This is a genomic window from Streptomyces sp. NBC_00009 (assembly GCF_045040855.1).
GTDB classification, from domain to species: domain Bacteria; phylum Actinomycetota; class Actinomycetes; order Streptomycetales; family Streptomycetaceae; genus Streptomyces; species Streptomyces aureus.
Genome location: NZ_CP108312.1, coordinates 2450003 through 2462127, shown reverse-complemented (window position 1 = coordinate 2462127; position 12125 = coordinate 2450003). Strand labels below are relative to the sequence as shown.

At 69.6% G+C, this 12125-nt stretch carries 10 protein-coding genes; 6 read left to right on the top strand and 4 right to left on the bottom strand.

All coding sequences use genetic code 11. The features are described from left to right. Window positions 1-236 precede the first annotated feature (236 nt). The 4 genes from OHA58_RS10795 (at window position 237) to OHA58_RS10780 (ending at window position 4378) form a co-directional block, all read left to right on the top strand. On the top strand, window positions 237-1205 hold the full coding sequence (locus OHA58_RS10795; RefSeq protein ID WP_405478520.1) for a tetratricopeptide repeat protein: 969 nt from the start codon (window positions 237-239) through the stop codon (window positions 1203-1205). A gap of 627 nt (window positions 1206-1832) precedes the next feature. Next, window positions 1833-2450, top strand: coding sequence for a DUF6230 family protein (locus OHA58_RS10790; protein WP_100595816.1), 618 nt, complete (start codon window positions 1833-1835; stop codon window positions 2448-2450). 136 nt (window positions 2451-2586) lie between these two features. Beyond that, window positions 2587-3135 (top strand): DUF6114 domain-containing protein, encoded by a 549-nt coding sequence (locus OHA58_RS10785; RefSeq protein WP_405478519.1) that lies wholly within the window; start codon window positions 2587-2589, stop codon window positions 3133-3135. Then, complete coding sequence (locus OHA58_RS10780) at window positions 3125-4378, top strand: hypothetical protein (protein ID WP_405478518.1); 1254 nt, start codon at window positions 3125-3127, stop codon at window positions 4376-4378. The genes OHA58_RS10785 and OHA58_RS10780 overlap by 11 nt, the downstream gene beginning before the upstream one ends. A 102-nt stretch (window positions 4379-4480) precedes the next feature. Here OHA58_RS10780 and pyk read toward each other — a convergent pair whose 3' ends face one another. The 3 genes from pyk to pta form a co-directional block, all read right to left on the bottom strand. After that, the gene (gene pyk, locus OHA58_RS10775) at window positions 4481-5911 is read right to left on the bottom strand and encodes a pyruvate kinase (protein WP_327578499.1); all 1431 of its coding nucleotides are present in this window, start codon (window positions 5909-5911) and stop codon (window positions 4481-4483) included. A gap of 74 nt (window positions 5912-5985) precedes the next feature. Next, on the bottom strand, window positions 5986-7218 hold the full coding sequence (locus OHA58_RS10770) for an acetate kinase (RefSeq protein WP_405478517.1): 1233 nt from the start codon (window positions 7216-7218) through the stop codon (window positions 5986-5988). 23 nt (window positions 7219-7241) lie between these two features. Further along, window positions 7242-9317 (bottom strand): phosphate acetyltransferase, encoded by a 2076-nt coding sequence (pta, locus tag OHA58_RS10765; protein WP_405478516.1) that lies wholly within the window; start codon window positions 9315-9317, stop codon window positions 7242-7244. A 285-nt stretch (window positions 9318-9602) separates the two neighbouring features. Between pta and OHA58_RS10760 the strand changes: the two genes are divergently transcribed. Beyond that, on the top strand, window positions 9603-10628 hold the full coding sequence (locus OHA58_RS10760) for an ATP-dependent 6-phosphofructokinase (protein ID WP_100595810.1): 1026 nt from the start codon (window positions 9603-9605) through the stop codon (window positions 10626-10628). Window positions 10629-10650: 22 nt separating this feature from the next. On the opposite strand, the gene OHA58_RS10755 is transcribed toward OHA58_RS10760, so the two are convergent. Further along, on the bottom strand, window positions 10651-11340 hold the full coding sequence (locus tag OHA58_RS10755) for a helix-turn-helix domain-containing protein (protein ID WP_405478515.1): 690 nt from the start codon (window positions 11338-11340) through the stop codon (window positions 10651-10653). A gap of 135 nt (window positions 11341-11475) precedes the next feature. Between OHA58_RS10755 and OHA58_RS10750 the strand changes: the two genes are divergently transcribed. Next, window positions 11476-12102 (top strand): GntR family transcriptional regulator, encoded by a 627-nt coding sequence (locus tag OHA58_RS10750; protein ID WP_116509769.1) that lies wholly within the window; start codon window positions 11476-11478, stop codon window positions 12100-12102. The last annotated feature ends 23 nt before the right edge of the window (window positions 12103-12125 follow it).

Below are 12125 nucleotides of genomic sequence, written 5' to 3'. Positions count from 1 at the left end.
GCCCGCACGAGAGTTACGCTACGACTCGTAGCGAAAGCTCAGCGAGCCTTGCGACAACCACGAGGCACCGGGTGGGGACCCGGCGCCGAACAGACCCCTTCGGGCCGCAGAACGGCCCCTCTTGGGGCCGCAGACCAAGTCCGCGACCGATCACCTGACGGCGCCCGCAGTCCGGCGGGAGGCCGCAACGGGCGGTCCCGGCCCACAATGCGCCGCGGAAGGGGGAGGATGTACTCATGCAGCCACGGAACATGTCCATGAGCGGAGTCGTCGACCTCGCCGCGGTGAAGGCGGCCCAGGAGGCCAAGGCGAAGGCGGAGCAGGCGCGTGCCGAGTCCGCGCGGCAGGGCGGCGGCGGGGCCGTCTCCCCGTCGAGCCTCGTCATCGACGTCGACGAGGCCGGTTTCGAGCGCGATGTCCTCCAGCGCTCGGCCGAGGTGCCCGTCGTCATCGACTTCTGGGCGGAGTGGTGCGAGCCGTGCAAGCAGCTGAGCCCGCTGCTCGAAGCCCTCGCGGCCGAGTACAACGGCCGGTTCGTGCTCGCCAAGATCGACGTCGACGCCAACCAGATGCTGATGCAGCAGTTCGGGGTCCAGGGGATCCCGGCGGTCTTCGCGGTGGTGGCCGGACAGGCCCTGCCGCTCTTCCAGGGGGCCGCGCCGGCCGAGCAGATCCGCGGGACACTCGACCAGTTGATCCAGGTCGCCGAGGAACGCTTCGGCCTGACCGGCATCACGGTCGACCCCGATGCGGAGGGATCTGCACCGGTCGTGGAGGCTCCGGCCGGTCCGCACGACGCTCTGCTCGAAGCGGCCGTGCAGGCTCTTGACGCCGGCGACCTCCCCGGCGCCGTCCAGGCGTACGAGAACGTGCTGAACGACGACCCCGGCAACACCGAGGCCAAGCTCGGCCTGGGGCAGGCCGAGTTGCTCCTGCGCGTGCAGGGTCTCGATCCGCAGAAGGTCCGTCAGGACGCCGCGGACCGGCCCTCCGACGTGGCGGCACAGATCGCCGCGGCCGACCTCGACCTGGTCGGAGGCCATGTCGCGGACGCGTTCGGCCGACTTGTCGACACGGTGAAGGTCACGGCGGGCGAGGACCGGGACGCCGCGCGCGTGCGGCTGCTCGAACTCTTCGAGGTCGTCGGCTCCGACGATCCGCGTGTGACTACGGGCCGTGCGGCTCTGGCCCGAGTTCTCTTCTGAGCCGTTTCTGACCAGTTCCTAAACGCCGGGCGATGTGGTGCCCAGGTGAAAGTTCTGTTCCCGCGGGTACACAGCGGTCGTGCTTTACCAAAACTTGGCAAAGGCGGCCGCTGTTACTTGGAGTAAGTCAGAGACCATCTTCTGTCCGGTTACGCCCCTTCTTCCTCTGTTTTGGCAACTCGCTTGACACCACCCTGCGTTGTCGGGTGACACCATCCGGTCGTTGTTCGGTTATCCGTCCGTTACTAGCCAGTAACGAACCCCCTTGTGCGCCAGCCGAGAATGCACCACGATCGGCGACGCTCGGTCCTGATCCCGCAGTCCGACAGCCAATCGGGTCGCGGGGTTTCAGGGTCCCCATCGAGCAGGCCGGTAGCAGTGCCGCCGGCCTTGGGCAGGGGGGTCTCTGCTTCCCGGCAGGGCCTGTCCAGCAGGTTGCGCGTGACTGTCAGGTGCGACCAGTGGTTGTCGCTCGGGGGTGATCGCCGGTGATTCGGGTGCATTGCGCGCCCCAGAAACGGGCGCTCTCCTTCCCGAGGACGTAGCACTTCTCCCATCCCTGCCCGGCTGAGCGCCCCAACGGGTGCAGTCAGGGCCGGAGATGTACGTCCGAGAAGGAGGAAAGTCATGGAGTCCGTGGCTCGTGGCGGAACCAGATGGAAGCGGTTCGCCGTAGTCATGGTGCCGAGCGTCGCGGCGACAGCCGTGATAGGCGTCGCCCTCTCGCAGGGTGCGCTTGCGGCATCGTTCAGTGTTTCGGGTCAGTCGTTCAAGGTGACGGCCGACTCGCTCGACGGTACGGGATTCGTCCAGTACGGGGCGCTCGACAGCGGTAAGTCGGGTGCGCACCCGGTTGCCGTCGTCGGCCTCAACGAGGCGAAGATCACCAACCTGTGCCAGTCGGTCGTCGTGCCGGTGCCGGTCTTCGGTGACGTGTCGATGAAGCTCAGCGCGGGCGGTGCGGGCGGCCCCCGCGTCGAGGCGAAGAAGCTGTACATCGACGCCGACGACCTGTCGACCAACGCCACGTTCAAGAACATCGACATCGGCGTCGGTATCGACTCGACCACCAAGGGCCCGGGTCCGTCCAAGGGCGACAAGTACGTCCCGGACTCGTTCTCGCAGCAGGCCGACTCGGTGCACTTCGAAGATGTCAAGCAGCGCGCGTGGGCGACCACGGCCGGCACCTTCAAGCTCTCCGGCCTGCACATGCAGGTGCAGAAGGGCGCACACGAGTGCTACTAGGCCCCAGGGTCTAGCTCACTCACAGCGCTGAACGGCCGGGCGCGGGGGCGAACGGGAAGCTCCGTGACGTCCCCGTGCCCGTATCCGACACGCACCATCACCACAGAACAACGCCATTCCCGAGGAGCTGTACGACATGAGCGCCGAAGCGCAAGCAGGGCTGGGCGACAGGCTCGGCCGGACGCGCCGATCGTTCCGAGGGTGGCGCGGTCAGCGCCCATTCTGGGGTGGTCTGCTGACGCTGCTGGGCGGCATTCCGATCATGTACTTCCCGTACGCGAACCTCACGCTCGGCTCGATGACCATCCGGATGTCGACGACCGCCGGCGCCGGTTCGCTGATCATCGGCGTCCTGCTTGTGGTGCTCGGCCTGACGCTCTGGTTCCAGCCGATGTCCCGCGTCTTCGCGGGCGTCGCGGCGATCCTGCTCGCCCTCGTCTCCTTGGTGGTCTCCAACTTCGGTGGCTTTGTCATCGGCTTCCTGCTGGCGCTGCTCGGCGGCGCTCTCGGCATCTCCTGGGGGCCTTCACGGGCCGCGAAGCAGGAGGCGGGCGGCGGGAAGGCCGCGGACGCCCCGAACGGGGAGCCTGCGGTCGCGGGGGCCGGCAGTGGCGCGTCGGACGATCTGTCAGGAACGAGCCCGAACGGTAACGACGGGACGAACGGGAGGCACCGTGCCGGCTGACGAGGTGCGCCACGAGAACTCTGCGGCAGAGTTCCGTGAGAGAACCGGGCCGCGGCATGCAGCCCCCAGAAAGCATCTGTTCAACAGGCTGCACATGCCCGCGGGCAAGGCCATAGCGATCGCGGCGATGCCCACGGCCGTACTCATGGGCATGGGGCTGACCCCCACGCTCGCGCAGGCCAAGGACAACCCCACCAAGTTCTCGGCGGACGACTACAAGGCGTGCGCCGACGCGATCGAGGCGTCCAAGGACGGCAAGGACGCGGCCGACGACAAGGGGGACGAGTCCGCCTCGCCCACCCCGTCGCCCTCGGCGTCCGCGAGCAAGGACACGTCGGACGACAAGGCGGACTCGGGCGACAAGGCCGAGCCCACCCCGTCGCCCTCCGCGTCCAAGTCCACGGACGCGCCCTCGGACGACAGCACGGCCGGCACCAAGACGGCCACGCCGACCCCGACGCCCTCCGAGACCAAGAACCCGCTCGACCCGCTGGGTGTCGGCGACGCGCTCAAGGACCTGCTGACGCCGGATCAGAAGGAGTCGGCGACCCCGACCCCGTCGGCCTCGGCGTCCAAGTCCACGGATGTGGGCGGCACCGTCAAGGACACCGTCGACAAGGTCACCAAGCCCGTCGAGGACACGGCGGACAAGGCCGGGGACGCGGTCAAGGACACGGTGGACAAGGCCGGAAAGGCCGTCGACGACACCGCGGGCAAGGCCACGAAGGTGGTCCCGACGCCGTCGGCGAGCGAGACCGGTGTGCCGGACAACTGCCCGGCCGCGACGGATGCCGAGGGGGACAACGAGCAGACCCCTGCTCAGGTCCCGAACGACTCGTGGCGCCTGGAGGCCAGTTCGCTGACCCTCAAGGGCGCGGACTACCAGGGCATCGTGAACGTGCGCACGCCCAACGGCACGGTCAAGAAGGTCCTGAAGTACGTCATCTCGAACGGCACCGACATCGGTGACCTGCACCAGATGGTCGAGGGCCCGAACGGCAAGACGTACCACGTCCAGGCCGGCAAGGGCACCACGTCCACCATCCGTGACGGGAAGACCACCATGTACACGGAGTCGATCTCGGGCAACCTCCTGGGGCTGATCCCGATCACGTTCGACGCGGAGCACCCGCCGCCGCTGAACATCCCGCTGATCTACTTCACGAACGTGAAGGTCAAGCAGGCCGGTCAGTTCGGTGGCACCCTGCACGTGCCGGGTCTCCACCAGTACCTCACCGGCTGACCCCGCTGCCGCGCGCAGCCACGGACCCGTCCGGGAGCCGCACAAACGCCGAGGGCGCCCCCTTCAACAGGGGGCGCCCTCGGCGCGGTTCGGGGGGAGGCGTCAGTCGCGCTCTCCGCCGCCCAGGTGGTGCACCCGGACCATGTTGGTGGTGCCGGGGACGCCGGGGGGCGAACCGGCCGTGATGATCACGGTGTCGCCGTCGTTGAAGCGGTTCAGCTTCACCATCTCGGCGTCGACCAGGTCGACCATCGCGTCGGTGTTGTCGACGTACGGCACGATGTGCGACTCGACGCCCCAGCTCAGCGTCAGCTGGTTGCGGGTGCCCTCGTCCGTGGTGAAGGCCAGGATCGGCTGGGCCGCGCGGTAGCGGGACAGGCGGCGGGCCGTGTCGCCGGACTGGGTGAAGGCCACGAGGCCCTTGGCGCCCAGGAAGTCGGCGATCTCGCAGGCCGCGCGGGCGACCGAACCGCCCTGCGTGCGCGGCTTCTTGCCGGGCACGAGCGGCTGGAGGCCCTTGGACAGGAGCTCCCCCTCGGCCGCGACGACGATCTTCGACATCGTCTTCACGGTCTCGATCGGATAGGCGCCCACGGAGGACTCGGCGGACAGCATGACCGCGTCCGCGCCGTCCAGGATCGCGTTGGCGACGTCGGACGCCTCGGCGCGCGTGGGGCGGGAGTTGGTGATCATCGACTCCATCATCTGGGTCGCGACGATCACCGGCTTGGCGTTGCGGCGGCACATCTCCACGAGGCGCTTCTGCACCATCGGGACCTTCTCGAGCGGGTACTCGACGGCGAGGTCACCGCGGGCCACCATCACGGCGTCGAACGCCGCGACGACGCCCTCCATGTTGTCGACCGCCTGCGGCTTCTCCACCTTGGCGATGACGGGGACCCGGCGGCCCTCCTCGTCCATCACCTTGTGGACGTCCTGGACGTCGTCGGCGTTGCGCACGAAGGACAGGGCGACCATGTCGCAGCCCATCCGCAGGGCGAAGCGCAGGTCGTCGACGTCCTTCTCGGACAGCGCGGGCACGTTCACGGCCGCGCCGGGCAGGTTGATGCCCTTGTGGTCGGAGATGACACCGCCCTCGACGACGATCGACTTCACGCGCGGCCCGTCGACCTCGACGACGCGCAGCTCGACGTTGCCGTCGTTGATGAGGATCTGGTCGCCCTTGGAGACATCGCCGGGCAGACCCTTGTAGGTCGTGCCGCAGATCGACTTGTCGCCCGGCACATCGTCGGTGGTGATGGTGAACTCGTCACCGCGCACCAGCTCGACGGGGCCTTCGGCGAAGGTCTCGAGACGGATCTTGGGGCCCTGGAGGTCCGCGAGGACGCCGACGGCGCGGCCGGTGCTCTCCGCGGCGGCCCGGACACGGTCGTACCGCCCCTGGTGCTCGGCGTGCGTGCCATGGCTGAAGTTGAAGCGGGCCACATTCATGCCGGCTTCGATCAGCGCAACGAGCTGCTCTTCGGAGTCGACGGCGGGGCCCAGCGTGCAGACGATTTTGGAACGGCGCATGGGGGCGATCCTATCGGTTTGTTTCGCTACGGAATATTCCGTCTGGTGGAATCTACAAATGGGCGGTGGTGCGCTCAGTCGTTGCGGGCCGCGGAGTCGTGCACGAGGGCGTAGGTCTGCCGCGCGATCTCCAGTTCCTCGTCGGTCGGGACGACGGCGACCGCCACCCGCGCGTACTCCGGCGAGATCAGCCGCGGTTCGTCCGAACGTACGGAATTGAGCTCGCCGTCGACCGCGAGGCCCAGCTCCTCCAGGCCCGCGACGGCAGCTTCGCGCACCGGCGCCGCGTTCTCGCCGACCCCCGCCGTGAACACCACGGCATCCACCCGGCCGAGCACCGCGTAGTAGGCGCCGATGTACTTCTTCAGACGGTGGATGTAGATGTCGAAGGCGAGCCGCGCCTCCTCGTCGCCCTCGTCGATACGACGGCGGATCTCCCGCATGTCGTTGTCGCCGCAGAGACCGACAAGACCGCTCTTCTGGTTGAGCAGTACGTCGATCTCGTCGGCGGACATGTTGCCCACCCGCATCAAATGGAAGATGACGGCCGGGTCCACATCGCCCGAACGCGTCCCCATCACCAGGCCCTCCAGGGGCGTCAGGCCCATGGACGTGTCCACGCACCGGCCGCCGCGCACCGCCGACGCCGAGGCGCCGTTGCCCAGGTGCAGCACGATGACGTTGACCTCCTCGGGGTCCTTGCCGAGGAGCTCGGCCGCCTTGCGGGACACGTACGCGTGCGACGTGCCGTGGAAGCCGTAGCGGCGGATCCGGTGCTCGTCGGCGGTCTTCACGTCGATCGCGTAGCGCGCCGCCGACTCCGGCATCGTCGTGTGGAACGCCGTGTCGAAGACGGCGACCTGCGGGAGGTCCGGGCGCAGCGCCATCGCGGTGCGGATGCCCGTGAGGTTGGCCGGGTTGTGCAGCGGCGCGACCGGGATCAGCCGCTCGATCTCCGCGAGCACCGCGTCGTCGATGACGGTCGGCTCGGTGAAGAACATGCCGCCGTGCACCACCCGGTGGCCGATCGCGGCGAGCTCGGGGGAGTCCAGGCCCATCCCGTCGCGGGCCAGCTCCCCGGCGACCGCCTTCAGGGCCGTGTCGTGGTCGGCGATCGGGCCGTTCACCTCGCGCGCCTCGCCGCCGTCCCCGGTCAGCGGCGTGTGCTTGAGGCGGGACGTCTCCTCGCCGATGCGCTCGACAAGGCCCACGGCGAGCCGGGCGCCGCTCTCCATGTCGAGCAGCTGGTACTTCAGCGACGAGGAGCCGGAGTTGAGGACGAGAACTCGGCTGGGCGTGGCGGTCACAGGTGCTTACCTCTTCGTAGGGGTCAGGAGGCCGGCGTCTGGGCCTGGATCGCCGTGATGGCGACCGTGTTGACGATGTCCTGCACGAGCGCGCCGCGCGACAGGTCGTTGACCGGCTTGCGCAGACCCTGCAGGACCGGACCGACGGCGATGGCGCCTGCCGAACGCTGCACGGCCTTGTACGTGTTGTTGCCGGTGTTCAGGTCGGGGAAGATCAGCACGCTGGCCTGGCCCGCGACCTCCGAGCCGGGCAGCTTGGTCGCCGCCACCGACGGCTCGACCGCCGCGTCGTACTGGATGGGGCCCTCGATCTTCAGGTCGGAGCGTCGCTCGCGCACCAGCTCCGTGGCCTTGCGCACCTTGTCGACGTCCGCGCCCGAGCCCGACGTGCCCGTCGAGTACGACAGCATCGCGATCCGCGGGTCCACGCCGAACTGCTCGGCGGTGGCGGCCGCCTGGACGGCGATGTCGGCGAGCTGCTGCGCGTCCGGGTCCGGGTTCACCGCGCAGTCCCCGTACACGAGGACCTTGTCGGCGAGGCACATGAAGAAGACGGACGACACGATGGCGGCGTCCGGCTTTGTCTTGATGATCTCGAAGGCGGGGCGGATCGTCGCGGCCGTCGAGTGCACGGAACCCGACACCATGCCGTCCGCGAGACCGTCCTGCACCATCAGCGTCCCGAAGTAGTTCACGTCCGCCACCACGTCGTACGCCAGCTCGGTCGTGACGCCCTTGTGGGCGCGCAGCTGCGCGTACTCGGCGGCGAACCGGTCCCGCAGCTCGGACGTGGCCGGGTCGACGATCTGCGAGTCCACCAGGTCGACGCCCAGGTCGGCGGCCTTCTTGCGGATCTGCTCCACCGGGCCGAGCAGCGTCAGGTCGCACACCCCGCGGCGGAGCAAGACGTCGGCCGCGCGCAGGACGCGCTCCTCGGTGCCCTCGGGCAGCACGACGCGGCGCTTGTCGGCGCGGGCCCGCTCCAGGAGCTTGTGCTCGAACATCATCGGCGTGACGCGGTCGCTGCTCGGCGCCGAGACGCGCTCCAGCAGGCCGGTCGTGTCGACGTACCGCTCGAAGAGGCCGAGCGCCGTCTCCGCCTTGCGGGGCGTCGCTGCGTTCAACTTGCCTTCCATGGAGAACAGTTCACCCGCCGTGGGGAAGGAACCGCCCTTCACCGCCACCACCGGCGTGCCGGGTGCGAGGCGGTCGGAGAGCGTCAGGATCTCCTCGCCGGGCCGCTCGTCGAGGGTCAGCAGGACGCCCGCTATCGGCGGGGTGCCGGCGCTGTGCGCGGCGAGCGACCCCACCACGAGGTCCGCGCGGTCCCCGGGCGTCACGACCAGACAGCCCGGCGTCAGCGCCTTGATGAACGCCGGCAGCATCGCGCCGCCGAACACGAAGTCCAGCGCGTCGCGCGCGAGGCCCGCGTCGTCGCCGAGCAGCACCTCGCCGCCGAGTGCCTGCGCGATCTGGGAGACCGTGGGCGCGGACAGGGCGGGCTCGTCCGGCAGTACGTAGGTGGGGACCGGGAGATGGGCCGCCAGGCTCTCGCGTATCTCCTCGCGGTCCAGCGCCGCCACGCGGTTCACGACCATCGCGAGCACGTCGCAGCCGAGGACCTCGTACGCGCGGTACGCGTTGCGGGTCTCGGCGTGCACGGACTCCGGGGTCTGCTTGCGGCCGCCCACCACGGGGATGACGGACGCTCCGAACTCGTTGGCGAGGCGGGCGTTGACGGCCAGCTCGTCGGGGAGCTGTGTGTCGGCGAAGTCCGTGCCGAGGACGAGGACGACCTCGTAGTCGCGGGCGACCTGGTGGAAGCGGTCCACGAGGCGCGAGACCAGTTCGTCGGTGCCCTGTGCGGCCTGCACGGCCGCCGCCTCGTGGTAGTCGAGGCCGTAGACCGTCGCCGGGTCCTGGGAGAGGCGGTAGCGCGCCCGCAGCAGATCGAAGAGCCGGTCGGGACCGTCGTGGACGAGCGGGCGGAAGACGCCCACCCGGTCGACCTGCCGGGTCAGGAGCTCCATGACTCCCAGCTCCACGACCTGCCGGCCGTCACCCCGGTCGATCCCGGTCACGTACACGCTGCGCGTCACGCGTGCTCTCCCTTTCGCTGGACGGGCCGCAGAGAAGGGGCCTCTGCCGCAGTGATTCGGCCGCTGAACCGGCCTCTGATGAAAGTCGTAGCCGTGCCCTCTTGACAATACCTCCGGGGGTGGCTAGGTCGCCCGCCGGACAAAGGCCCTGGTCCGGGGGCCGAAAGCCCTCCGGAACACGCGCCGCACGGGCCCCCGCGCCGGGCGGTGACCCGCATCGCCCCCGCGGCCGTGAAAGAATCGGAGTGGCTCACAAGTCTCAACAGCGAGCAGGAGACACGCACGATGCGTATCGGAGTTCTCACCGCCGGCGGCGACTGTCCTGGCCTGAACGCAGTGATCCGGTCGGTCGTGCACCGCGCCGTCACACACCACGGCGACGAGGTGATCGGCTTCGAGGACGGATACGCGGGACTGCTCGACGGGCGCTACCGCACCCTCGACCTGAACGCCGTGAGCGGCATCCTCGCCCGCGGGGGCACCATCCTCGGCTCCTCCCGGCTCGAGCGCGACCGCTTCCGCGCCGCCTGCGAGAACGCCAAGGAACTCGCCACCGAGATCGGCTTCGACGTCCTCATCCCCATCGGCGGCGAGGGCACGCTGACCGCGGCCCGGATGCTCGCCGACGCGGGCCTGCCCGTCGTCGGCGTCCCGAAGACCATCGACAACGACATCTCCGCCACGGACCGCACCTTCGGTTTCGACACCGCCGTCGGCGTCGCCACGGAGGCCATGGACCGGCTGAAGACCACCGCCGAGTCCCACCAGCGCGTCATGGTCGTCGAGGTGATGGGCCGGCACGCGGGCTGGATCGCCCTGGAGTCCGGCATGGCGGGCGGCGCGCACGGCATCTGCCTGCCCGAGCGCCCCTTCGACCCGGCCGACCTGGTCAAGATGGTCGAGGAACGCTTCGCGCGCGGCAAGAAGTTCGCCGTCATCTGCGTGGCCGAGGGCGCGCACCCCGCCGAGGGCACGATGGACTACCAGACCGGCGCGATCGACCGCTTCGGCCACGAGCGCTTCCAGGGCATCGGCACGGCCCTCGCGTTCGAGCTGGAGCGCCGCCTCGGCAAGGAGGCGAAGCCGGTCATTCTCGGCCATGTCCAGCGCGGCGGCACCCCGACCGCGTACGACCGGGTCCTCGCCACGCGCTTCGGCTGGCACGCCGTCGAGGCCGCGCACCGGGGCGTCTCCGGCCGCATGACGGCGCTGCGCGGCACGGAGATCGAGATGGTCCCGCTCGCCGAGGCCGTCGCCGAACTGAAGACGGTGCCGAAGGACCGCATGGACGAGGCGGAATCGGTCTTCTAGAGCTCCACGGTCCGGCTACCGCCTACGACGTGTGCATCCTCGACCAGAACTCGTCGAGGATCCCGTCGAGGAACTCCCGTCCGGCCTCGCCCGACTCGCGCCCCGGACCGCCGCCCCAGCTGAGCGTCGCGGCCATCAGTGCCTGGTACTCGAGCTGCATCTCCCGGAGCGCTTCCTCCAGTTGCCCCTTGTGCACAGGGACGAGCTTGGTGATCGGGCGCGTGTACGCCTGCCAGCGCGTGGTCACCGCGCTGCGCAGCAAGTCCGCCAGCTGCTCGTCGCGGCCCGTGACGGTCGCGAAGTCGGGCGGCGTCAGACCGAGCACCTCGGCGAGGGCGGCCGACTGGCGCTCGTTGCCGCGCCACTCGCCGGTCTCCTCCATCCGCAGATACGAATGGATCTCCACCCCCACCGTGCGCGCCACGTCCTCCGGCGCCATGCCGCGGGCCATCCGGTGCTCGCGCAGCGTCCGCGCCGCGCCTATGAGGTCACCCGGCGAGCACCACAGGGCACCCGCGAGCGCGGTGAGCTCCGCCGATGTCGGCGAGGTGAGCCCACGCTCCCAGGCGATGACCGTGTCGGGCGTGACGTGATGCTGGCCGTACGAGGCGCGCATGCCGTAAGCGACATGCCCGGGCGCCATCCCGAGGGCCTCACGGAGGCGTCGGGCGGCCGGAGCGTTGAACGGCGGGGCGGAGTCGCTTGGGTGCACCCGCACACGGTAGGTGTGGGAAATGCCGGTGGCTACGGTCTGTTCGCACTGGGTTACTTGTCGTAGGAACCTACGGGGACGGGACTCCCGGTAACCAGATCCGTATACTCCTTGTATGCAACCCTGGGGGCAGTCGTGACGTCGGGACGGGACAAGGCCTACGCGTTTCTCAAGGAGAACGTGCTCGCAGACCCGGACAGGCAAGGGGAGTTCCTCTCCGAGCAGGAGCTCGCCGACCGGATCGGCGTCTCCCGCACCCCGATCCGCGAGGCGCTCCTGCTGCTCGCCGCCGAGGACCTCGTACGGCTGGTCCCCAAGCGCGGGGCACAGGTCGTGCCGCTGTCGGGGCGGGAGATCACCGAGCTGATGGAGCTGCGCGGCATCGTCGAGCGGTACTCCGCGGAGCGGGTCATCGCCGGGGGCAAGGCCCCCGTGTCCGAGCTGACCGCGCTGCTCGACCGCCAGCGCACGCTCAGCGGGGCCGAGCACGCCAGGGAATTCATCGCGGTGGATCACCTCTTCCACGCGACGATCGTGGCGGCGGCGGGCAACGCCCTGCTCGACCGCCACTACGACGGGCTCCGCAGCCGGCAGATCCGGGCCGGGGTGGTGGCGCTGTTCAACCAGCACGGCCGGCAGGAGTCCGTGCTCCATGAGCACGAGGCGATCCTCGACGCGATCGCCTCCGGAGACCGGCAGGCCGCGTGCACCGCGATCGACAGCCACCTGGAGTCGACGCTCAAGGTGCTGCTCGCGGGATAGCCGGCCTCCCGTACATCCGGCTC

Coding starts and splice junctions, on each gene's coding strand:
- OHA58_RS10795 (WP_405478520.1), top strand. CDS start 237: ATGCAGCCACGGAACATGTCCATGAGCGGAGTCGTCGACCTCGCCGCG.
- OHA58_RS10790 (WP_100595816.1), top strand. CDS start 1,833: ATGGAGTCCGTGGCTCGTGGCGGAACCAGATGGAAGCGGTTCGCCGTA.
- OHA58_RS10785 (WP_405478519.1), top strand. CDS start 2,587: ATGAGCGCCGAAGCGCAAGCAGGGCTGGGCGACAGGCTCGGCCGGACG.
- pyk (WP_327578499.1), bottom strand. CDS start 5,911: ATGCGCCGTTCCAAAATCGTCTGCACGCTGGGCCCCGCCGTCGACTCC.
- OHA58_RS10760 (WP_100595810.1), top strand. CDS start 9,603: ATGCGTATCGGAGTTCTCACCGCCGGCGGCGACTGTCCTGGCCTGAAC.